The sequence below is a fragment of the Acinetobacter sp. AS167 genome (assembly GCF_037152175.1).
Lineage (GTDB): Bacteria > Pseudomonadota > Gammaproteobacteria > Pseudomonadales > Moraxellaceae > Acinetobacter.
This window is the reverse complement of the sequence record NZ_JBBCMP010000006.1, coordinates 113,120-133,943: the sequence shown is the minus strand read 5'-3', so window position 1 is coordinate 133,943 and position 20,824 is coordinate 113,120. Positions and strand designations below refer to the sequence as shown.

Below are 20,824 nucleotides of genomic sequence, written 5' to 3'. Positions count from 1 at the left end.
AATTGGATGATTCAAACGGGTAGTCTAATTAAACTCGCCCACTGAGCGCTCTTTTGCCCAGTCACGTAAGATAAATTTTTGCAATTTACCTGTCGATGTTTTTGGAATCTCACAAATCACTACACTTTTAGGAACTTTAAAGCGTGCCAAATGCTGTTTACAGAATTCAATCACCTCTTCAGGTGTGGTCTCTGCACCTTGTTTAAGTTCTATAAAGGCACAAGGAACTTCTTGCCAACGCGGATCGGGTTGCGCAACCACTGCCGCTGTCATAATTGCAGGATGAGTATAAAGAACCTCTTCAACCTCTAAAGATGAGATATTTTCACCGCCTGAAATAATGATGTCTTTTGAACGGTCCATAATTTTTGCATAACCATCAGGTTGGCAAACCGCTAAATCACCGGTATGAAACCAGCCACCTTTAAAGGCTTCTTCTGTGGCTTTAGTATTTTTTAAATAGCCTTTCATGACGATGTTGCCACGGAACATGATTTCTCCCATGGTCTTGCCATCATTAGGCACAGGTTGCATCGTTTCAGCATCCAACACACGCATACCATCTTGTAATGGATAAGGTACACCTTGGCGCGAGTGTAGTTGAGCTTGCTCTTGAATAGACAGTTCACTCCAACCTGCTTGAGAGGCACATAATGCAGAAGGGCCATAAGTTTCAGTGAGACCATAGACATGATTGACTTGAATGCCGATATGATGCATTCCTTCAATAATTGCCGCAGGCGGTGCAGCCCCAGCCACCATTACTTCTACATGATGTTTAAATTTAATTTGTTGCTCTTTTGGAGTGTTGATCAACATTGAAAGGACAATCGGTGCACCACAGAAATAGTCAACTTTGTATTGATCAATGAGTTGATAAACCAACTTAGGATCAATTTTACGTAAACAGATATTGGTACCGCCATTGGCTGCAACAGTCCAAGCAAAACACCACCCATTGCAATGGAATAGCGGAAGTGTCCATAAATATTTACAACGTGGCGTCATACCGCAGGCAATGATGTTACTGGCAGCATTGATATAAGCGCCACGATGGTGATAAACCACTCCTTTTGGATTGCCTGTGGTCCCTGAGGTATAATTTAGACTAATCGCATCCCATTCATCCTGAGGTAAATGCCACTCAAAATCTGCATTGCCACCTTTTAGCCATTCCTCATATTCAATTTGACCAATACGCGCTGTAGCCTCATTATTTTCGTATTCCTCATCTGCAACATCAATGATATAGATTTGTTGATCAATAAGCGCTACAGCTTCTTTAGCTAAAGCCGCAAACTCTGGATCAACCAAAAGGACTTTGGTTTCAGCATGTTCTAACATAAATGCAATGGTTTTGGCATCTAAACGAGTATTGAGGGTATTTAAAACAGCGCTAGCCATGGGTACTGCAAAATGTGCTTCGACCATCGCAGGGATATTGGGTAAAAGAACAGAAACAGTATCGTTTTTTTGAATCCCAAGATTTTGTAATTGATGGGCAAATTGACGACAACGGGTATAGGTATCACGCCAAGAGATATGACGAGCGCCATGTACAATCGCATCTTGATTTGGATAAATGTAGGCTGCACGTTCTAGATAACGTAAAGGTGATAATGCTACAAAGTTTGCAGGGGTACGTGGTAATTGATCATAGGCACTAACCATGTTTAGCTCCATCTATATTTGTTCTAATTTCCGTGTTTAAAAGATATGCATAAGCCTGTAAGAATTCATTTAGGCTTTAGTCGAGTATTTCAGCTAAATATGCATCGTTAGACATCTTTACCATTGTTTAAATATTTTGTAATATTTAATTTATTGAATTAAATTAATATTTTGGACATTTGATGTAAATATTAATCCTGATTTTATTCAGAATCTTATTTAAAATCTCATCATTTAAATACGAATAACTGAACCCATCAGTTTCGCTTTTTTGTATTCCGTTGGCGAAGATCCAGTCCATTTTTTAAATGCACGACGAAATTCCCTTAACTCACTAAAACCAAGATTGAAACTGATTTCACTAATCGATTGATTTTCTTCAATCCACTGTTTGGCTTTTTTTTCTAAGACCAGTTGCTTTAATAACTGAAAATTTAGCCCCTCATTGAGTAGTAAACGCCGTAAATGACGTTCGCTAAAATGAAAATATTGCGCTGCTAGTTGCATATCAAAGCGTTCAGGTAGATGGCTTTCAATCAAATGTGCTAATACCTTTGCCAAACTGTGCTGATTCATTTGATCAAATTGTTTTAAAGCTTGATCACAAATCAGAATTGCGCTTTGATAATTGACAGGGCTATAGTTTTTGAGTCTTCTCGACAAGAGTGTTTTGTTAAATCTGATAATATTTTTAGTCGATTTAAAATAAATCGGACAATTGAAAATTCTTTTATAATCATTGAGGTATGCTGAATGATCGTAGCTAAGTTCCAGACTCACCAACTCATAGCTATCGTCTAGCATCATATTGACACAGGTAATAATACTGGCAAATACTTCATCACAGAAAAATGCTTTTAGCTCACCACAGTTACTTCGCTCAGAAAGTTCAATTTCACAATAATCATCAACAAGATTGACGGTTAAATCTAAGACACTACCTGAAATGGGATGATAGTGCAGTGCGGTCTCCAATGCTTCAGCTACTGTTTTGCAGGCTTGCATGGCAAAGCCCAAAATACCAATTGAAATCTGACCTTCACTACTGCCCAGCAATAAACCTAAATTTTGTTGCTGAGTATCTTTAACTGCGAGATGAATAACCTCACATAGTTCTGAAAAACCAACAAAACCATGCCCTTGGCGAATTTTTTCCAAATCTAAATTTTGTGCTGTAAACCAAATGTCATATTGCCAGTGTCGTTGTTCGGCATAATGAATCAAACTCGTCAATATCATTGGTGGAATATAAAATTGAGAATTGGCAATTTCCTTTTGCTGCAAGCTCATAAAGTCCGCTTCGCCCCCCATATTATTGTTGCTTTTACCCTAGTTGGTATCGCATATTTTTGATTAAGATTCAATCTACTTCTCGTGTTCGCTGATATAAAAAAGATAAAGGATGATCGCATATGTTTATGGTGGGGTGGGATAAGCAAGAAATAAACATTCAGCCGCAAGGTTATGCCATGTTTGGTTATGGTATGTGGTCGCATCGTGCTTATGAAAAGCGTACAGCTTTGTTTGCTCGATCATTTAGTATTCGTAGTTTAGCTTTAGAACAGCCGATTATTTTTTGTTGTCTGGATTTTGGTTGTATTACATATGCGATAAGAAGCGGCGTTGTTGAGCGCTTAAAGCAAAAATTTACAGACCAATTTAATGAACAGCATTTGGTATTGATGGCAACGCATACTCACTCTGGGCCAGGCGGTTGTGCGTATGAAGCGTTATATAATATGCCGACTCCGGGTTTTGTAGCAGAGCATCTCGAAACTGTGGTTAATGCGGTCATGCTCAGTATTTCCAATGCTATAGGCACAGAGAAAGAAACTGAAATTCGTTATCAATGTTGTCAATTTCCTCACGATATTCCTGTGGCATGGAATAGATCCTTGCAGGCTTATAATCGTAACCCAGATGTGATTCAAAGAACCGAAGCAGAAACTCATCTCGCCTTAAACCGTGAAATGCAATTAATAGGTTTTTATCGGGACGATCAATTATGTTCTTTTATTTCATTATTTGGGGTGCATGCAACATGTTTGAGTAGCCAACTCAAAGCACATGATGGTGATAATAAAGGCTATGCTTCGGCATTAAGTGAGCAATACTTATTAACACAAGGCATTCAACAACCTGTTGCAATTTTTGCACAAGCAACAGCAGGTGATGTATCGCCACATTTTCATGGTCCTAAACAAGATGCGATTCGCAAGAAAGTTAAGGGTGAAAAAGAATATCAATATGCTGAGCAAAATGGGCGTTTTCAAAGTGAAATTGCGCTTAAAGCACTGACTACACCGATTGAAAAAAATACCAACATAGTAATGGAAGCATGTTTACTCCAAGGTGGTATCGATGCTGTTTTATCCTATGTAGACCTGAGTCAAGTTGATGTGCCAAGTGAATTTAGTCAGAGGATCCAAGGGGCTAAAACCAGTGCAGCTTGTCATGGTGTCGGCTTCTTTGGGGGAACGCCTATAGATGGTAAGGGGACACCTAAAGCGATTCTTAAAGTGATGTCTTTACTGGCTAAGCGAGTACGTAAGCAACGTTTAGTAAACTCGAATTCTCCACATTACAGCAAATATAAAGCACTCTATGACTCACAATTCCCGAAAGAGATTGTTTTAGAAAGTCCTGACAATCAGTTGTTGGGTCAACATTTAGATTTTCCCCCAAGTATTTTTGATCCTTTAATTGCAGAAATGAATCGCCAAGTCAAAGCTGGTGCCATTCAAGATAGCCCACTGGTTCCGAGTGTTATTCCGCTACAGATAATCCAAATTGGTCAATTGGCCTTGATTTGTTGCCCCGGAGAAATAACTACAACAGCAGGGCAACGAGTGATTCAGACTGTGACAAAACAGTTTGCAATCTATCGGGGTATTTCAAAGGTTGGTTTGGTGTCTTATTGCAATGATTATATGGGCTATATCACCACCAATGAAGAATATCAGCAACAAGCTTATGAAGGTGCACATACCTTATATGGCCAATGGACACATGCTGCAATTCAGTACAAATTTTGGCAATTAGCAGCGCAGTTAAATCTAGATAAATCTCAACGCGAATATGATCAAGTCACACGCCCATCAACGATTCCACTACACGAAATAGAAAAAAGAACAAATCACGGCAATTTAAAAACTGCTGTACGCTAAAGGATGAGCATTATGAATCAGTTGATTAATCAAGCACCAAACAAGCACAAATCAAATCAGCAAAAATGGAACAATTGGTCGGGCTATCAACAGTCTCACCCTGAGCTGATTTTAAAGCCTGATAGTCTTGACGAGTTAAAACACATTGTCGAAACCCAAGCAAAGATTCGGGTGGTGGGAGCAGGTCATTCATTTACACCTTTGGTGTGTACTAATGCAACATTGCTGTCTTTGGATGGTCTTTCTGGTGTGGATCAAGTCAATACTGAATTTGCTCAAGCCAGTATTTGGGCGGGAACACGATTATTTAATTTAGGGCAATATTTAGAACCGATGCAACAGTCATTAATGCAACAGGGTGATATTGACCAGCAAAGTTTAGCTGGTGCTGTTTCAACAGGAACACATGGTACTGGCATAGGCTTATATTGCATTTCCGGTTATGTACAAGCATTTGAATTACTCACAGCATCAGGAGAAACACTTCATTGTAATCACCATGAAAATCCAGATATTTTTGCTGCAGGACGAGTGTCTTTAGGGAGTTTAGGGATTTTGACTAAAATCACCATGCAAAATAAACCACGTTATAAACTCAAAGAGCAAGTTAGACTGTGCGCGGTCCAAGACTTTATTCAAAATATTGACCAATGGAAAGCACAATATCGGCATATTGAGTGTTTTGCATTTTCTCATGCAGATAAGTTGATTTTAAAAACCTTAGATATTACTGAAGATGAGATTCAACCAAGAACTGAATCATGGCCATCTGAAGATGCGTTATTAACCTTATGTTGCGAGTTAACCAAATCTTTTCCGGCATTGAATCCAAAACTACAAAAGCTCTTAGGCGTTTTTATTAAGCCAAGCACATTTGTTGATTGGTCAGGCAAGATTTTCCCGACACCGCGTGAAACGAAATTTAATGAAATGGAATATCAGGTTCCAGTTGAATTGGGTGTGGAATGTTTGCAAGCTGTTCTAGCAGCGCTAAAAAACTCAAAAATACAAACCTTTTTCCCTGTGGAGTTTCGATTTGTCAAAGGTGATGATATTTGGTTGAGTCCGTTTTATCAGCGGGACTCTATTTCCATCTCAGTACACCAATATCATAAGCAAGCACCTAGACAATTATTTGATGAAGTTGAGTCGATTTTGCAACATTATCAGGGACGACCACATTGGGGGAAAATGCATAGTATGACAGCAACACAACTTCAGACCTTATACCCTAAGTGGGATGCCTTTATGCAGTTGCGAGAACGACTTGATCCAAGCGGAAAGTTTTTAAATCCTTATTTAGAAAAGCTATTCTTATCTGAATAATGGATAAAATTAAGTGAATGGGTAAAACTAAAATAGACCATAAAGGTAGACTATGAACAACTTTTTTGAGCAATTAAATCGTGATTTAAAACAGTCAAATGGTGCATTACCTCGATTAATTGTTGATGATCAGGCGCTTGAACAAAATCTACAGTACGTTGCCAAAAAGCTTAAATACGCTAGCCATTTGCAACCACGCCTCGTGGTAAAGTCTTTGGCATGCTTAGCATTATTAAAAAACATTAGTCTAAAGCTTTCGACTCAACGATTTATGCTATTTCACATGCCACAGCTTTCCCCCATCCTTGAGAACTTTTCGGATGCAGATGTATTGTTTGGGAAACCGATGCCTGTGAGTATAGTTCAGCATTTTTATGCGATGAATCAAAATTGCAGACAAGCCGATATACAATGGTTAATTGATTCTAAAGCACGTTTATTACAATATCTTGATGTTGCAAAACAGTTTAGTTTAAAGCTTAAAATCAATATTGAAATTGATGTGGGTTTACATCGCGGTGGTGTTCGTTCTGATTTTGCACTGATCGAAATATTAAGATTGATTGAGCAACATCCTGAGTATTTAGCACTTGCTGGCTTGATGGGGTATGATGCTCATGTGACGAAGCTGCCTTCAGTGATTAAAAAGATTGATGTTGCCTATCGAGATTCACAAGACATTTATCAAAATTATAAAAATATTATTCAACAGCAATTTCCACATTTATGGCGAGCTAATCTTTGTTTTAACGGTGGCGGTAGCCCTACATTTTACCTCCACGTGGAGCAAAGTGTCTGTAATGATCTTTCTTTTGGCTCTATGTTACTCAAACCAAGTGACTTTGACAGTGATGGTTTAAGTGTTTTACAAGCTGCACTATGGATTTCAACCCCTGTTTTAAAAGTGCTGCCATTTACCCAGTTACCTGGATTAGCCGTTTTAGATAAATTACCACATAGCTCTAAAGCCTTATTTGTGTATGGTGGATATTGGATGGCCCATTATGTTTATCCGCGGGGGATTCATCCGCATGCACTTTATGGGCGAAGTACCAATCAAGAAATGGTTAATGTGCCTAAAAATACTGAAATAGCTGTTGATGATTTTGTATTTTTAAGACCCACGCAAAGCGAAGCGATTATTCCTCAATTTCATAAATTATATTGTTATAAAAATCGAGATTTTGAAGCGTGGGAAACCTTAAGAGAGTAATTTGCTAAAAAGGGAGAGTCGATGGATAATCAAAAGTACAATTTAAATCAGAATAAAGAATAATTTTAAGACAAAGGTTTATAAATATGCTGTAAAGGTGTAAAATTTGACACACTTTTATTTTGTTCCACCGATTTTATCTTGAGGATTTTCCTCGATCATAATCTCGCGGTGACATGCTCCATTGTACGGGGCATCACTCCTTAAGGATTTTTAAATATGCCTATTATCACATTGCCAAATGGCGATCAAAAAAGTTTTGATCAAGCTGTTTCCGTTATGGAAGTTGCTCAAAGTATTGGACCTGGACTGGCTAAAAATACAGTTGCTGGGAAAGTAAATGGTCGCTTAGTCGATGCAAGTGATTTAATTACCGAAGACTCAACCTTACAAATCATTACTCCAAAAGATCAAGACGGTGTAGAAATTATTCGTCACTCTTGTGCACATTTGGTGGGTCATGCGGTAAAACAACTCTTCCCTGAAGCAAAAATGGTGATTGGCCCTGTCATTGAAGAAGGTTTCTACTATGACATCTGGATGCCCCGTCCATTTACTTTAGATGATATGGCTGCAATCGAAGCGCGCATGAAAAAGCTCATCGATCAGGATTATGATGTCATTAAAAAAATGACACCTCGTGATGATGTGATTGCTGAATTCACTGCACGTGGTGAAGATTATAAGTTACGTTTGATTGCTGACATGCCTGAAGAAACTCAAATGGGCTTGTACTATCATCAAGATTATTTAGATATGTGTCGTGGTCCACACGTACCGAATACCAAATTTTTAAAATCATTCAAATTGACTAAAATCTCTGGCGCATATTGGCGCGGTGATGCGAAGAATGAACAATTACAGCGTATTTATGGTACTGCTTGGGCAGACAAAAAAGAATTAGCAGCTTATATCAAGCGCATTGAAGAAGCTGAAAAGCGTGATCATCGTAAAATTGGTAAAGCTTTAGATTTATTCCATATGCAAGAAGAAGCGCCAGGTATGGTGTTTTGGCATGCCAATGGTTGGACGATCTACCAAGTGCTTGAACAATACATGCGTAAAGTTCAACAAGACAATGGCTACCAAGAGATTAAAACACCACAAATTGTAGACTTCACTTTGTGGGAAAAATCGGGTCATGCTGCCAACTATGCAGAAAATATGTTTACGACACATTCAGAAAGTCGTAACTATGCGGTAAAACCAATGAACTGCCCATGTCACGTTCAAGTGTTTAACCAAGGTTTAAAATCTTACCGTGATCTTCCAATTCGTTTGGCAGAGTTTGGTTCATGTCACCGAAATGAGCCATCAGGTTCGTTACACGGGATTATGCGTGTACGCGGCTTTACTCAAGATGATGCACATATTTTCTGTACAACTGAACAAATTGGTAAAGAAGTTGCAGACTTTATTAAACTGACTTTAGATGTTTATAAAGATTTTGGCTTTGAAGAAGTACAAATGAAATTGTCTACACGTCCTGAAAAACGTGTGGGTGCTGATGAACTTTGGGATGTTGCAGAAAAATCTTTAGCAGATGCTTTAGATGCTGCAAATCTTAAATGGGAAGAACAACCTGGTGAAGGTGCTTTCTACGGTCCAAAGATTGAATTTTCATTAAAAGACTGTTTAGGACGTATCTGGCAGTGCGGTACAATCCAGTGTGATTTTAACTTACCGTTACGTTTAGACGCTTCATATGTAACAGAAGATAACGATCGTGACCATCCTGTGATGTTACATCGTGCAATTCTTGGCAGTTTTGAACGTTTTATTGGTATACTAATTGAACACTACGCAGGCTTTATGCCACCATGGTTGGCTCCAATCCAAACATGTGTCATGAATATTACGGATTCTCAAGCGCAAGCTTGTGAGCAAGTCGTCGCAAAACTCAAAGAAAATGGAATTCGAGCAATTTCAGACTTGAGAAATGAGAAAATCGGCTTTAAGATTCGTGAGCGTACACTAGAGCGTATTCCATACTTATTGGTACTTGGAGATCGAGAAGTAGAGGAAGGGACTGTGAATGTTCGTACTCGCTCTGGAAAAAATTTAGGTACTATGTCAATAGACGCATTTATTGACCTAGTGAAAGCAGCCGTAGCCGAACGCGGCCGGTATATTGTGGAGTAAGAAAGATTAAACAGCCTGACCGTAACCAACAACAAGGTGCTAAAAGTAATCGTCCTGCATTAAATGATGAGATCAAAGCGAAAGATGTGCGTCTCGTTGCTGCAGATGGAGAGCAAAAAGGCATCGTTTCACTTGCTGAAGCTTTGCGTGCTGCTGAAGAGGTTGATCTTGATCTTGTTGAGATCGTGGCGAATGCAGAGCCACCTGTTTGTAAAATCATGGATTTCAACAAACATTTATTTGATCTGAAGCAAAAGCAAAAAGATGCGAAAAAGAAACAGCATCAAGTTCAAGTGAAAGAAATCAAGTTGCGCCCTGGTACAGACATTGGTGATTACAATGTTAAGTTGCGTGCTATTCTGAAGTTTCTTGAAGAAGGCAACAAAGTCAAAATTACTCTACGTTTCCGTGGTCGTGAAATGGCTCACCAACAGTTGGGTCTTGCACAATTGCAAAAAATTGAAGCAGACGTAGCAGAGTTTGGTATTGTTGAACAAGCACCAAAAATGGAAGGCCGTCAAATGGGTATGTTACTTGGACCTAAAAAGAAAAAGTAATTATTCATCTGTTAAAAAAGCACTGCATTAAGCAGTGCTTTTTTACGTTAAAATGGTAGTAAATCAATCTGAATCGAGTGGAATTGATATGTCATCTATCCAAAATTCAAATGAATTATCGAGTATTAACCAAAAAATTATTCAAGCAGGTGAGGTCTTGCCTGTGGTTAAATTAAAGGATGGTAGTGCTGTACAAACTGGTACAGTGGCAACCATGTTGCATAATATCAATCTGTATAACTCAGGTTTACGTGGAGAGATTGAGCAAGAACTGATACTCGCTATCCCTACCTTAGTGAAAGTCGGTTTATTTGACTTATTTAATCCCGATGAGTGGATATTGGGAAACAATGCTGGGCGTAAATTTGTGGGTGAAAAGGCCAAAACATATATAGATGCAATTGCTGAAGTAGATATTTGAAATTAGTATCATAATATGAGAACGTGCTGTATTTTATAAAATGCAATAACATAATTTTAGAATAGATTATTAGAATAATCTCTTTTTATAGCATACTGAATTAAGCAAATTCATGTTATAAAAGTAACCGATTAACGCAATAAAATTCAGAAAATACGTGAAAACGCAGAAGGATGAAATATGATTGATCTCTATTATTGGGGTACGCCCAATGGCCATAAAATTACCATTGCACTTGAAGAAATGGGTTTGGATTATCAGATTTTCCCCATCAACATCTTAGAGAATGACCAATTCCAGCCCGATTTTCTTCGTATCTCACCGAACAATAAAATTCCCGCTATTGTCGATCAAGATGGCCCAAATGGTGAGCCGATTTCAGTATTTGAGTCAGGCGCAATCTTGCAATATCTTGGTCGTAAAACAGGCCTGTATTATCCAAGCGATGAGCAAGATCGTGTTGAAGTTGAACAATGGTTAATGTGGCAAATGGGCGGGCTGGGGCCGATGTTAGGGCAAAACCATCATTTTGGTAAATTTGCTAAAGAAAAAATTCCTTATGCAATTGATCGTTATGTTACGGAAACTCAACGTTTGTATGGTGTTTTAAATAAGCAGCTCATTGGACAAAAATATGTGGCTGGTGAATATTCGATTGCAGATATGGCCATTTTACCGTGGGTATTACGCTATGAGTGGCAGCAAATAGAGCTAGAGGATTATCCTTATGTTAAAGAATATATTGAGCGTTTAACTGCGCGCCCAGCGATACAAAGAGCGCTATCAATAAAAGTGTGAAATGTATTTTATGTTAAGATGAGAAACCACGTAACGTGGTTTTTTATTTTTTAAATGATCGATTTTTGGATGGTTGGTAGGCTTTAGTCATGAAAGATTTCTTTTTGAACTTTACGAAAATATTAGAAACGAATCCAAAAATTTACTGGAGTATCATTGTTGGTATTGCCGGTTGTTTAATGCTCTATATTGCGGAAATTGTGCATATTCAAAATATTTTAGAGGAATTAAATGGTCAAGCGTCAGCCCTGATTAGAAGTGTGATAGACCCGATTGCGCAACGTTATCAATGGTCTCGGATTATCTTTATGTTATTGGCGATTATTTGGGCACATTTTCAGTATCGTAAAACAAAAAAAATGCTAGATTTAGGATGATTGAATTGTAAGTAGTAAATCCAACAAGGAGGTGAGTATGAAGCAAAACTTTGTTTGGCATTTCCTCATCTCTTTTGCCGTGATGCTAATCACAGCAATGCTTTGTAGCATCTTGCAGTATCACTCCGCATATGATTACTTCTGGTTTATTATTTTGAGCATCGTGAGTGTTTCAGGCTTAGTTTTTGCTATGGTCTTTGGCATTTTTCAAAATAAATTACAGCAAAGCATTTTGAATACCATGATCTTAGTCATTTTGCTTTCACTTTATTTTATTGTTTTATTCTACGGCTTTATTCATATCAAAATCGATTGGCAAGCGATTTCAGAGGGTAAAGCTCAACTCACATTGTTGCAGAAGTTTTTTAAATCAGACCTTTCATTTTGGTTGGCTTTTCTTGCTCCCTTTATCCTGTCATTCTTGACTTATACCTTAAAACCTAAACCCAACTTTAGCTAATTTTATGGCTTATTTTTTACTCTTCCTTTCAGCATTTGGTGCGGCTACTTTACTCCCGTTGCAGTCTGAAGCGGTATTGCTTGGATTATTGATACAAACCCAGCATTCTGCATATTTATTACTTGTTGTTGCAACGATTGGCAATGTTTTAGGCTCATGCGTGAATTGGTATTTGGGACTTAAAATCGAGCAGTTTAAAGATAAGAAATGGTTTCCTGTTTCTGAAAAGAATATGCTCAAAGCGGAAAAAATATATCAAAAGTATGGCTTTGGGTCTCTGTTATTAAGCTGGATACCTATTATCGGAGATCCAATCACACTGATTGCAGGGCTAATGAAAGAGAACTTTTGGCGTTTTCTTTTGATCGTAACCATTGCAAAAGCTGGTAGATATGTTTTTATCTATTTGGTGTATATCGGATTATTTTAATAAAAAGTTAGGGTCTGCTGGTAAGCCATTTATGAAATGTCAACAGACCCTAAAGACACAAAACTATCTTTAACCTTAAAAGACGCATCTTTATGAATTTATTTACATTCATTGATTTTAAATTGAATCGCATCATTGAAGCTGGATTGTTTATAGATCCATAAAGTCCGGTAAGAACGTTTTACATTGATTGATGCATGCTCTACGGCTGCAAGTACTTGTTGATCAAGTGCATTAATACCAGAACGTTGAGTTAGCTTAACTTGGGTAATTTCGCCTTGGTTATTGGCTTTAAATTTAAACTTTACTGTACGATCTTTATTCTTTAATAGTGATTGATTCAATGTAAGTTGTGGTTGTTTTAAATAAACAAAGGGAACCGACTTATCGAGTTGTTGTTTGTTCCAATTCTTTGAATTAAAACTATAGGTACATTGCTTAGCGCGCTGAACATGATCCGTTGCATTCTCTAGTGTTAAAGTAAATGTTTGATAACCGACTAAAGCAATGGCTTTTCCATTTTTTGAATAGGGTTTAACTTTTGCATTTTCCACAGCATCTACAAGTTTCTGATCCAATGCACGGATGCCTGTACTCTCTTGGATATCAGCATCTGTGACTTCACCAACATTATTGGCTTTTACACGAATGATCGCTGAACGATCTTGATCTTTTAATTCAGCGATTTGATAGTGAATTTGGGGAAATTTGACCCATTGTATACGTGTAGTTAAATGCTGAGGATCATTTTGTTCAGATTGCTCCCCTTTGACCTTTATTGTAGGAAGTTTATCCGCACTATAGCTATAGGTTGAAAGGCACAATAAACAAGTGGTAAAAAGAGCTTTATTCATAGGTTTGGCAATCCATGCAGTTTAATACGCATGAGAGTAGTTTAATTGCGCAAAGTATTTATCGAATTTTGTATTCTCGCAATAGAAAATGCACCCGAAGGTGCATTTTTTTACTGTTTTTTATTCAGCCAAACACATTACTCTTGGCCTTTGGTAATGTCTACATTAAATAAATCAGAGGTTTTTACCCAACTTATTGCGACGACGGCCAAGGTCATACATCCACCAAATACTGTGGCAGTGATTGTTCCTAAATATTTTGCAGCCAGCCCAGATTCAAATGCACCCAATTCATTACTCGATGAAACAAACATCCCATTCACTGCGGCGACACGGCCACGCATATTTTCAGGAGGGTAAACTTGTAAAATGGTTTGGCGTACAACCACTGAGATACTGTCACAAGCACCTGTCATAGCCAAAGCAAATAAAGAAAGCCATACGTTGCTTGAGAATGCAAAAATAATGGTAAACACCCCAAAACCTGCAACGGCAATCAGCATATTTCGCCAAGCATGATGTGTGGGTGGAAATTTGGTTAAAGCGATCATGGTTATTAACGCGCCAATAGAAGGGGCTGCACGTAAATAACCTAAACCTTCAGGTCCTACTTTAAGAATATCTTCTGCAAAAATAGGAAGTAGGGCAATCACACCACCAAACAAGACTGAAACCAAATCTAAAGATATGGCCCACAGTACAATTTTAGTTTTCCAGATAAAGCGAAAGCCTTCACTTAAACTGCCCCAAAGATTGTCTTGTTCCATGGTGGGAAAAGTACGCTTCTTTAACAAGTTAATCAGACAGAAGCAAATAAATAAAAGTACCGCTACCGAGAGTAAGCTGTTTTCACGACCGATTCCTGCCAGCATAAAACCACCCAGCATTGGGCCAATAATGACGCCACTTTGCCATCCAATCGTGGTCCATGTTGCACCATTGGCATACAGTTCACGAGGAATTAAAAATGGTTTTAACGAGGTTGCTGATGGATTGTAGAACCCCCGGATGGTACCCAAACCAAAAATAACCGCATAAATCCCCCAAGACAGTGTAGTCACACCAATTTGCCCATGATCATAACTGTGAAATAACCACCAAAGCACCAATGGCAAAGGGAAGGAGAAAAATAAGCAAACTTTCATAATGGTTTGTTTATTCAGCTTGTCTGCAAAATAACCACCCCAAAGCGACAGTGCAATAAACGGGATTGCTTCTGCTAGTCCAATCAGACCCAAGGTGAGTGGGTCTTTGGTAATTTGATAGAGTGAATAGGCAACAATAATTTCTTGAATTAGAATTGCGAGTGTTAAACAAAATTGATTGATGGTAACAATTGAGAAATCTCGATAGCGAAGCGCAGCAAAAGCATCCTGTGCAGGGGTCATAACTGTCCAGTTTTATCATGATGTGATGATTATAAAGATTTAATCCTGATTTTTCTTATAAAACTATGTGGAATTTATATCGAAAATTACATTGGAGAAATGTGAAATTGTTGGATGTTTTGCTTTTGTTTTGTACAGAGATGATTTAGAATATTGCCTCCCTTACCTGCAGGTCGTTGTCGCAATGGTGCGAACGTACCGAACAGGTGTTTAAAGAGGTTGTTATGGCTAAGTTAAAAACTCGCCGTGGTGCAGCTAAGCGTTTCAAAGCGACTGCTAACGGTTTCAAGCGTAAACAAGCGTTCAAACGCCACATTTTGACCAAAAAATCTGCTAAACGTATTCGTCAATTGCGCGGTTGTGTCATGGTTCACGTAAGTGACATGAATTCAGTTCGTCGTATGTGCCCATACATCTAAGGAGATTATAAATGGCTCGTGTAAAACGTGGTGTACAGGCTCATCGCCGTCATAAAAAAATTCTTGCTCGTGCTAAAGGTTACTATGGCGCGCGTTCACGTGTTTATCGTGTAGCGTTCCAAGCAGTAATTAAAGCAGGTCAATACGCTTACCGTGACCGTCGTCAAAAGAAACGTCAATTCCGTGCTTTATGGATTGCGCGTATCAATGCTGGTGCTCGTCAAAATGGTTTGTCGTACAGCCGTATGATCGATGGCTTGAAAAAAGCTCAAGTGATCATCGACCGTCGCGTACTTGCTGACATCGCTATGCATGACTCAGTTGCATTTGCTGCTTTAGCTGAAAAAGCTAAAGGCGCATTAGCTGCTTAATCATCTTTGATGATTAAAAAAAAGACCGCTTTTATAGCGGTCTTTTTTATACCTAAAAGTTTGTTTTCAGACTATTGCAGGAACTTTTAGAGCTGAGTTTCCTTTGAGTTTGATTGTTGAAATACAGCACTAATCATTGAAATTTCTGTTGAAGTAAAATCTGTCATTATGAATGCTCTAACTATTTTGTTATGGCATTGAATTGACTAAATTGTGAATCTAGTCTTATGCGTAAACAATATCATTTTCGCCAAGTTGGTGAAGACACTTATATTTGGGATGTACATCATCTAGTTGAACTAAGCCGAGACATCCCAATCGATGAAGTTCTATTGTCTAATATACAAGAACTCAATGAAGCGTATTGGTTTCCAGATACACATCCAACAACACAGCAAATGATTGAACATTTTCAATTGATACAGCAGGCAGATTTAAGTTATCCAATTATTCTATCTGCTGATGGCAAGGTGATGGATGGTATGCATCGTGTGGCAAAAGCAAAATTACTCAATCATCTTACGATTAAAGCCATCAGGTTTGAAATTACACCACCAGCAAATTTTATCAATATTGATGAGGATAATTTGGATTATGATGATTGAGCAGGCCTTGTGAATGATTTAAACAATCAAATAACTTTGCATACACATTACACAATATCAACGTGAAAGCATTATTGTTTTAGAAATAGCTCGCATAGAGTAGAACAATGAACAATAGAAAATGATGGAGCAGATATGCGTGTTGAGATTGAAGGTTTACAACAAGGTGCAATTGAAGTTGAGTTGCAATTATTACCCAGAGTTGGGGAAGTTTTAAAAGTGATGTATGGTGCAGATGCTGAAGTTAAAGGTGAAGTCACAGCAGTGGAGCATTATATCAATCAACATGCAAATGAACATAAAGTGATACTCACCATACGCCCCTTATTTTGATATACATCATCTAAAATGATTGAATCATGAGTGGGTTGTTGCGTGATTTAAAGTAGCTTGTTTGGCTACTTTTTATTTCTAGAGAGTTCTTAAATCTATGAAACGCATCAATGTCGTGGGGACTTCTGCGTCAGGAAAAACAACATTTTCAATAAAATTAGCTCAAAAATTAAAACTCATCTACATTGAAATGGATGATTTATTTTGGTTGGATGATTGGCAAGAGTCTACCGATACTATATTTTTTCAGAAAATTCAGACCAAATTAGATCAAGCTAAATCTGGCTTTGTCATCGATGGTAATTATACGCGAACCACGCATATCAAATGGCAAGATATCGATACCGTAATTTGGTTAGATATTCCTTTTTATATTAATCTTTACCAATCCATACAACGAGCTGTTCGTCGTGCTGTTTTTAGACACAGACTTTGGGAAAATTCCAATAATCGTGAAAGTTTTGGTAAAATGTTTAGTCGTGATTCGATTATTTGGTGGATGATTAAAACGCATCAAAAAAATCGTCAGCAATATATAACAATGATGAATGATCCTCAATATTCACATATTCGATTTATCCATTTAAAATCGCGAAAAGATATTGATCATTTTTTAGCGTCTATTTGATGCGTCATAACTCACTAGTGCCTCTAAATAGTTAACTTATCCTGCTATACCTTGTATTGATTGAATATATGTGTGTAGCTGATATCTTAAGTTGTGCTATAGACAGCTATGTTTTTACTTGGCATACAAAGTGATAAACATTTTAGATTTGGTCAGGGGTATGTGCAGTATTTTCACCCGTTGTCCGCATTCCTGTCGTTATGCGATAGATAAAAACATGTAAGATTAAGCAATATAAAGAGTTTTACCTAATTTTTTGAAGGGTATAAAGTTTGGTTTCGAGATAAGTCCCAATTAAATGAGGATGATATGATTCGATTAGCTGTTTTAGGTGGTGCTCAGTAGATTGCTGAAGTACATGTGCAAAGCTGGAATGAAACCTATACTGGTATGATTAAGCAAGAAATTATAGATCGTGCAAATATTGAAAAGCGAGTACAGCTTTGGCAAAAGATTTTTTCGCATCAAGATCACCATGTACTGGTATATGAGCAAGATGGTCAAATTGCTGGTTTTCTAAGTGGTTATTTCAATACAACGCATAATATCGCAGAAATTAATGCTTTATATTTATTAAAGAAAATTCAAAAACAAGGTATCTGTCGTAAGATGTTTGAGCACTTTTATCAATATGTACATGCTAAGCATTACCAATTTATTCGCTTGGGCGTGATCAATAAAAATCCAAGCCGTCATTTCTATGAGAAATTAGGGGGAAATGTACTTGGAGAGGAGATTCTTTCTGATTATGGTGATGGCATAACAGAAGTATCGTATCAGTGGGATATTAATCATAGGACAATAAAATGAGTGATTCTCAATTTTTAACAACTTTACAAGAACAAGTAAAGAACGGGCAAAAGTATAGTTATTTGTGTTTTTGGGGGCATAGTCAAAAGACTTCTGGAAAATTAGATAAGAGCTGTTTAAGCCAATGGTTTCCTGCAAAATTTGAAATTGATCATGTAAATTATCAAAGTACAGAACAATACATGATGGCTCAGAAAGCCAAATTATTTAATGACGAGGACATTTTTCAGAAAATTTTACAAACAGATGATCCTAAGAAAATAAAAGCATTAGGTCGTTTGGTCAAAAATTATCAAGATGATATTTGGATTGCTCATCGTTATGAAATTGTGGTTCAAGGTAATTTGGCTAAGTTTTCTCAAGACAATGATCTTAAAACGTTTCTACTGAGTAGCTCAGATCAAATCATCGTTGAAGCCTCACCTGTAGATCAAATTTGGGGGATTGGATTAGCCGCCGATCATGTAGATGCAACTGATCCATTAAAATGGAGAGGTCTGAATTTATTGGGTTTTGCCTTGATGGAAGTTCGAAAGCAACTTTAAAGTTGCTTTCTTTTAAAATTCAATTTATCAAATAGATAAGACATTATAGTCCAAAATAATAAGCGGCAAGGCAGATTAAAATGGTCACGATAATTAATGCAAAAACACCTGTTTTACCTGGTTTATGCTCAGAATTTACCTTGCTGTTAAACGCTTGACGCTGTTCAGTTTTGATATTTTCATGCGTGTCAAAGGGTGAAGCAATTTGTTTGGGTGTTAAGCGTGCAGATTTATAATGATTTGCAACTTTAACAATAAATTTTGATTTTAAATCTTCAACTTTTTGGAGGAAATGGCGCAAATTCATTTGCTCTTCAGGACTAATGATTTGCTCATTTTCATCATAGGGATGCTTTAATTTTGCAGAAATAAAACATTCTAATGCATCGATACGACAGAAGGTTTCGTGTGCGTAATCAGCTTGATAGTCAGTGGGTAACAGCGCAAGTTTAAGACTTGTATCTTCGGTGGTATATAGCGTTTCATCTAATCCATAATAAGGTAAATCTTTATTTACAGGTTCTGGAAAACCTTTAGCATATTGGGTATCGAACAATTCACTGTCTGTATAAACTTGAATATCATCCCAATTGGGTTGAACTAAATCTTGTTCAATTCGTTTAATTAATTTTGCATTCAGATCATATCGCCAAAAAATCTCGGTACGTAAATTGGGACGTTGCGTTTCAGGTGCTTCGTAATCATTGTCTGCGCTATACCATTCAGCCAATTCTTTACCAAAAATCCATGCGGTTTTCTTTTGTTGATCATGGCTAACAATAAAGTGGGGGATGGCTAACAGTTCAACATTGGCATTTGGATTTTGTTCATCATTTAAAATACTAGAGCTATGTAGACTGAGTCGATACACGCCTTGTTTCTTCAGTCCTTCAAGCCAAATCTGAAAATGCTGTGCCAATAGGTGCTGGTTGGTTAAATCACGGAAGCCAAAAGCATGCTGATTAAAAATGGCATGATTGACCCAACGAGAAAAACTAATCCCTTGAGTGAGATACTCATTGCCATAAGTGACGAGTGTAAGTTGACGTTTCCAGATTTGATCGAGTGCCATTTTTTATAGATCTCAGCGACATTAAATCCATTTTATACTTTTTATAAATCAAAGTTCTAGCATTTCAACAGGAATCAAACAGGGAAATATACAAATTATTTAGAATAAGTTGTGACTAATCGTATTTTTTGTAAAGCGGAAACTTCATTCGACTGCATAAAAACTGTTAGAATATAGAGTTATATTATTTTTCTAAAATATTGCTTTGAGAGTTACTATGTCACTGGAAGCCCTGACCACTGAAGCGCTCGCTGCGATTGCAGCAGCTCAAGACCTGACTACACTCGACCAAGTACGAGTGCAATTTACAGGGAAAAAAAGCCAGCTTGCGGAACAATCTAAGGCACTTGGTAAAATGGACCCTGAAGAGCGTAAAGTTCAGGGTGCTGCAATTCATGCAGTACGTGAAGCGATCAGCACAGCGTTGACTGAACGCCAAACTGAATTACAGAAAGCTGAATTAGAATTAAAGCTAGCAAGTGAAACAATCGATATTACTTTGCCTGGACGTGGGCAAGCTGTAGGAAGTATTCATCCTGTTACTCAGGTTCAAGAACGTATTTGTCAATTCTTTACCAAAGCGGGTTTTACTGTTGCGACAGGGCCAGAAGTTGAAGATGATTATCACAATTTTGAAGCATTGAATATTCCAGGACATCATCCTGCACGTGCGATGCATGATACGTTTTACTTTGATGCAAACCATTTGCTACGTACCCATACCTCAGGTGTACAAGTACGCACAATGGAAAACTCGCAACCACCGATTCGTATTGTTTGTCCAGGGCGTGTCTATCGCTGTGACTCAGATCAAACCCATTCTCCAATGTTTCATCAAATCGAAGGTTTATACGTTGCTGAAAATACCAGCTTCGCAGAATTAAAAGGTTTGTTGATTAATCTGCTAAATGAATTTTTTGAGAAAGATTTAAAAGTACGCTTCCGTCCGTCTTATTTCCCATTCACAGAGCCAAGTGCTGAGGTGGATATTATGGATGAGCGTGGCCGTTGGTTAGAGGTTTTGGGTTGCGGTATGGTGCATCCAAATGTTCTACAAGCTGCGGGTATTGATCCTGAAAAATACAAAGGCTTTGCATTTGGTCTTGGTGTAGAGCGTTTCGCAATGTTGCGTTATGGCATCAATGATTTGCGTATGTTTTACCAAAACGATGTGCGTTTTTTACGCCAATTTGCTTAACAAATTTATACCTCTCCCTGACCTCTCCTAATGAGGAGA

Annotated in this window: 23 protein-coding genes; 18 read left to right on the top strand and 5 right to left on the bottom strand. The window is 37.8% G+C overall.

From position 1 onward, the window contains the following. Positions 1–24 precede the first annotated feature (24 nt). Both WFN33_RS12115 and WFN33_RS12110 read right to left on the bottom strand, forming a co-directional pair. Positions 25–1,671 carry an acyl-CoA synthetase gene (locus WFN33_RS12115; RefSeq protein ID WP_336953387.1) on the bottom strand — a complete coding sequence of 549 codons (1,647 nt, stop codon included), beginning with the start codon at positions 1,669–1,671 and terminating at the stop codon, positions 25–27. Between the two features lie 234 nt (positions 1,672–1,905). Next, a complete protein-coding gene (locus tag WFN33_RS12110) occupies positions 1,906–2,961 on the bottom strand; it encodes an AraC family transcriptional regulator (protein WP_336953386.1) in 1,056 nt (351 codons plus the stop codon). Positions 2,962–3,083: 122 nt separating this feature from the next. On the opposite strand from WFN33_RS12110, the gene WFN33_RS12105 reads away from it, so the two are divergent. The 10 genes from WFN33_RS12105 (at position 3,084) to WFN33_RS12060 (ending at position 12,562) form a co-directional block, all read left to right on the top strand. Next, a complete protein-coding gene (locus WFN33_RS12105) occupies positions 3,084–4,838 on the top strand; it encodes a neutral/alkaline non-lysosomal ceramidase N-terminal domain-containing protein (RefSeq protein WP_336953385.1) in 1,755 nt (584 codons plus the stop codon). A 12-nt stretch (positions 4,839–4,850) separates the two neighbouring features. Further along, positions 4,851–6,164: a D-arabinono-1,4-lactone oxidase gene (locus tag WFN33_RS12100; RefSeq protein ID WP_336953384.1), complete on the top strand. Its 1,314-nt coding sequence runs from the start codon at positions 4,851–4,853 to the stop codon at positions 6,162–6,164. 52 nt (positions 6,165–6,216) lie between these two features. Continuing rightward, positions 6,217–7,377, top strand: coding sequence for an alanine racemase (locus tag WFN33_RS12095; RefSeq protein WP_336953383.1), 1,161 nt, complete (start codon positions 6,217–6,219; stop codon positions 7,375–7,377). Positions 7,378–7,596: 219 nt separating this feature from the next. Next, complete coding sequence (gene thrS, locus WFN33_RS12090) at positions 7,597–9,519, top strand: threonine--tRNA ligase (RefSeq protein WP_336953382.1); 1,923 nt, start codon at positions 7,597–7,599, stop codon at positions 9,517–9,519. 5 nt (positions 9,520–9,524) lie between these two features. Further along, complete coding sequence (infC, locus tag WFN33_RS12085) at positions 9,525–10,076, top strand: translation initiation factor IF-3 (RefSeq protein WP_336953452.1); 552 nt, start codon at positions 9,525–9,527, stop codon at positions 10,074–10,076. A gap of 88 nt (positions 10,077–10,164) precedes the next feature. Next, positions 10,165–10,497 (top strand): DUF7709 family protein, encoded by a 333-nt coding sequence (locus WFN33_RS12080; RefSeq protein ID WP_336953381.1) that lies wholly within the window; start codon positions 10,165–10,167, stop codon positions 10,495–10,497. A 180-nt stretch (positions 10,498–10,677) separates the two neighbouring features. Continuing rightward, positions 10,678–11,295: a glutathione S-transferase N-terminal domain-containing protein gene (locus WFN33_RS12075; protein WP_336953380.1), complete on the top strand. Its 618-nt coding sequence runs from the start codon at positions 10,678–10,680 to the stop codon at positions 11,293–11,295. An 89-nt stretch (positions 11,296–11,384) separates the two neighbouring features. Next, positions 11,385–11,672 carry a hypothetical protein gene (locus WFN33_RS12070; RefSeq protein WP_336953379.1) on the top strand — a complete coding sequence of 96 codons (288 nt, stop codon included), beginning with the start codon at positions 11,385–11,387 and terminating at the stop codon, positions 11,670–11,672. Positions 11,673–11,709: 37 nt separating this feature from the next. Next, the gene (locus WFN33_RS12065) at positions 11,710–12,132 is read left to right on the top strand and encodes a hypothetical protein (RefSeq protein ID WP_336953378.1); all 423 of its coding nucleotides are present in this window, start codon (positions 11,710–11,712) and stop codon (positions 12,130–12,132) included. Between the two features lie 4 nt (positions 12,133–12,136). Then, positions 12,137–12,562: a YqaA family protein gene (locus WFN33_RS12060; RefSeq protein WP_336953377.1), complete on the top strand. Its 426-nt coding sequence runs from the start codon at positions 12,137–12,139 to the stop codon at positions 12,560–12,562. A 98-nt stretch (positions 12,563–12,660) separates the two neighbouring features. Here WFN33_RS12060 and WFN33_RS12055 read toward each other — a convergent pair whose 3' ends face one another. Beyond that, a complete protein-coding gene (locus tag WFN33_RS12055; protein WP_336953376.1) occupies positions 12,661–13,416 on the bottom strand; it encodes an energy transducer TonB family protein in 756 nt (251 codons plus the stop codon). Positions 13,417–13,553: 137 nt separating this feature from the next. Next, complete coding sequence (locus WFN33_RS12050; RefSeq protein WP_336953375.1) at positions 13,554–14,804, bottom strand: MFS transporter; 1,251 nt, start codon at positions 14,802–14,804, stop codon at positions 13,554–13,556. A gap of 224 nt (positions 14,805–15,028) precedes the next feature. Here WFN33_RS12050 and rpmI point away from each other — a divergent pair, with 224 nt between their 5' ends. The 7 genes from rpmI (at position 15,029) to WFN33_RS12015 (ending at position 18,515) form a co-directional block, all read left to right on the top strand. Next, positions 15,029–15,223: a 50S ribosomal protein L35 gene (gene rpmI, locus WFN33_RS12045; protein ID WP_002054552.1), complete on the top strand. Its 195-nt coding sequence runs from the start codon at positions 15,029–15,031 to the stop codon at positions 15,221–15,223. Between the two features lie 11 nt (positions 15,224–15,234). Beyond that, on the top strand, positions 15,235–15,594 hold the full coding sequence (gene rplT / locus WFN33_RS12040) for a 50S ribosomal protein L20 (protein ID WP_004723060.1): 360 nt from the start codon (positions 15,235–15,237) through the stop codon (positions 15,592–15,594). A gap of 227 nt (positions 15,595–15,821) precedes the next feature. Further along, positions 15,822–16,199 carry a hypothetical protein gene (locus WFN33_RS12035; protein ID WP_336953374.1) on the top strand — a complete coding sequence of 126 codons (378 nt, stop codon included), beginning with the start codon at positions 15,822–15,824 and terminating at the stop codon, positions 16,197–16,199. 135 nt (positions 16,200–16,334) lie between these two features. Then, on the top strand, positions 16,335–16,532 hold the full coding sequence (locus WFN33_RS12030) for a hypothetical protein (RefSeq protein ID WP_336953373.1): 198 nt from the start codon (positions 16,335–16,337) through the stop codon (positions 16,530–16,532). Between the two features lie 97 nt (positions 16,533–16,629). Then, positions 16,630–17,160 (top strand): adenylate kinase, encoded by a 531-nt coding sequence (locus WFN33_RS12025; RefSeq protein ID WP_336953372.1) that lies wholly within the window; start codon positions 16,630–16,632, stop codon positions 17,158–17,160. A gap of 345 nt (positions 17,161–17,505) precedes the next feature. Next, positions 17,506–17,970, top strand: coding sequence for a GNAT family N-acetyltransferase (locus WFN33_RS12020; protein WP_336953451.1), 465 nt, complete (start codon positions 17,506–17,508; stop codon positions 17,968–17,970). After that, entirely contained in the window at positions 17,967–18,515 is a 549-nt protein-coding gene (locus tag WFN33_RS12015) for an NADAR family protein (protein WP_336953371.1), read from the top strand. The genes WFN33_RS12020 and WFN33_RS12015 overlap by 4 nt, the downstream gene beginning before the upstream one ends. A 43-nt stretch (positions 18,516–18,558) precedes the next feature. On the opposite strand, the gene WFN33_RS12010 is transcribed toward WFN33_RS12015, so the two are convergent. Continuing rightward, the gene (locus WFN33_RS12010) at positions 18,559–19,587 is read right to left on the bottom strand and encodes a hypothetical protein (protein ID WP_336953370.1); all 1,029 of its coding nucleotides are present in this window, start codon (positions 19,585–19,587) and stop codon (positions 18,559–18,561) included. A 217-nt stretch (positions 19,588–19,804) separates the two neighbouring features. On the opposite strand from WFN33_RS12010, the gene pheS reads away from it, so the two are divergent. Then, positions 19,805–20,785: a phenylalanine--tRNA ligase subunit alpha gene (gene pheS / locus WFN33_RS12005; RefSeq protein WP_336953369.1), complete on the top strand. Its 981-nt coding sequence runs from the start codon at positions 19,805–19,807 to the stop codon at positions 20,783–20,785. The last annotated feature ends 39 nt before the right edge of the window (positions 20,786–20,824 follow it).

What these genes read in the sequence shown, in the direction of transcription:
- WFN33_RS12030 (WP_336953373.1), top strand. Translation starts at nt 16,335, where the DNA reads ATGCGTGTTGAGATTGAAGGTTTACAACAAGGTGCAATTGAAGTTGAG.
- WFN33_RS12115 (WP_336953387.1), bottom strand. Translation starts at nt 1,671, where the DNA reads ATGGTTAGTGCCTATGATCAATTACCACGTACCCCTGCAAACTTTGTA.
- WFN33_RS12015 (WP_336953371.1), top strand. Translation starts at nt 17,967, where the DNA reads ATGAGTGATTCTCAATTTTTAACAACTTTACAAGAACAAGTAAAGAAC.
- WFN33_RS12035 (WP_336953374.1), top strand. Translation starts at nt 15,822, where the DNA reads ATGCGTAAACAATATCATTTTCGCCAAGTTGGTGAAGACACTTATATT.
- WFN33_RS12075 (WP_336953380.1), top strand. Translation starts at nt 10,678, where the DNA reads ATGATTGATCTCTATTATTGGGGTACGCCCAATGGCCATAAAATTACC.
- WFN33_RS12105 (WP_336953385.1), top strand. Translation starts at nt 3,084, where the DNA reads ATGTTTATGGTGGGGTGGGATAAGCAAGAAATAAACATTCAGCCGCAA.
- WFN33_RS12050 (WP_336953375.1), bottom strand. Translation starts at nt 14,804, where the DNA reads ATGACCCCTGCACAGGATGCTTTTGCTGCGCTTCGCTATCGAGATTTC.
- WFN33_RS12070 (WP_336953379.1), top strand. Translation starts at nt 11,385, where the DNA reads ATGAAAGATTTCTTTTTGAACTTTACGAAAATATTAGAAACGAATCCA.
- WFN33_RS12060 (WP_336953377.1), top strand. Translation starts at nt 12,137, where the DNA reads ATGGCTTATTTTTTACTCTTCCTTTCAGCATTTGGTGCGGCTACTTTA.
- WFN33_RS12080 (WP_336953381.1), top strand. Translation starts at nt 10,165, where the DNA reads ATGTCATCTATCCAAAATTCAAATGAATTATCGAGTATTAACCAAAAA.
- WFN33_RS12055 (WP_336953376.1), bottom strand. Translation starts at nt 13,416, where the DNA reads ATGAATAAAGCTCTTTTTACCACTTGTTTATTGTGCCTTTCAACCTAT.
- WFN33_RS12025 (WP_336953372.1), top strand. Translation starts at nt 16,630, where the DNA reads ATGAAACGCATCAATGTCGTGGGGACTTCTGCGTCAGGAAAAACAACA.
- rplT (WP_004723060.1), top strand. Translation starts at nt 15,235, where the DNA reads ATGGCTCGTGTAAAACGTGGTGTACAGGCTCATCGCCGTCATAAAAAA.
- pheS (WP_336953369.1), top strand. Translation starts at nt 19,805, where the DNA reads ATGTCACTGGAAGCCCTGACCACTGAAGCGCTCGCTGCGATTGCAGCA.
- WFN33_RS12095 (WP_336953383.1), top strand. Translation starts at nt 6,217, where the DNA reads ATGAACAACTTTTTTGAGCAATTAAATCGTGATTTAAAACAGTCAAAT.
- rpmI (WP_002054552.1), top strand. Translation starts at nt 15,029, where the DNA reads ATGGCTAAGTTAAAAACTCGCCGTGGTGCAGCTAAGCGTTTCAAAGCG.
- WFN33_RS12100 (WP_336953384.1), top strand. Translation starts at nt 4,851, where the DNA reads ATGAATCAGTTGATTAATCAAGCACCAAACAAGCACAAATCAAATCAG.
- WFN33_RS12010 (WP_336953370.1), bottom strand. Translation starts at nt 19,587, where the DNA reads ATGGCACTCGATCAAATCTGGAAACGTCAACTTACACTCGTCACTTAT.
- WFN33_RS12065 (WP_336953378.1), top strand. Translation starts at nt 11,710, where the DNA reads ATGAAGCAAAACTTTGTTTGGCATTTCCTCATCTCTTTTGCCGTGATG.
- thrS (WP_336953382.1), top strand. Translation starts at nt 7,597, where the DNA reads ATGCCTATTATCACATTGCCAAATGGCGATCAAAAAAGTTTTGATCAA.
- WFN33_RS12110 (WP_336953386.1), bottom strand. Translation starts at nt 2,961, where the DNA reads ATGAGCTTGCAGCAAAAGGAAATTGCCAATTCTCAATTTTATATTCCA.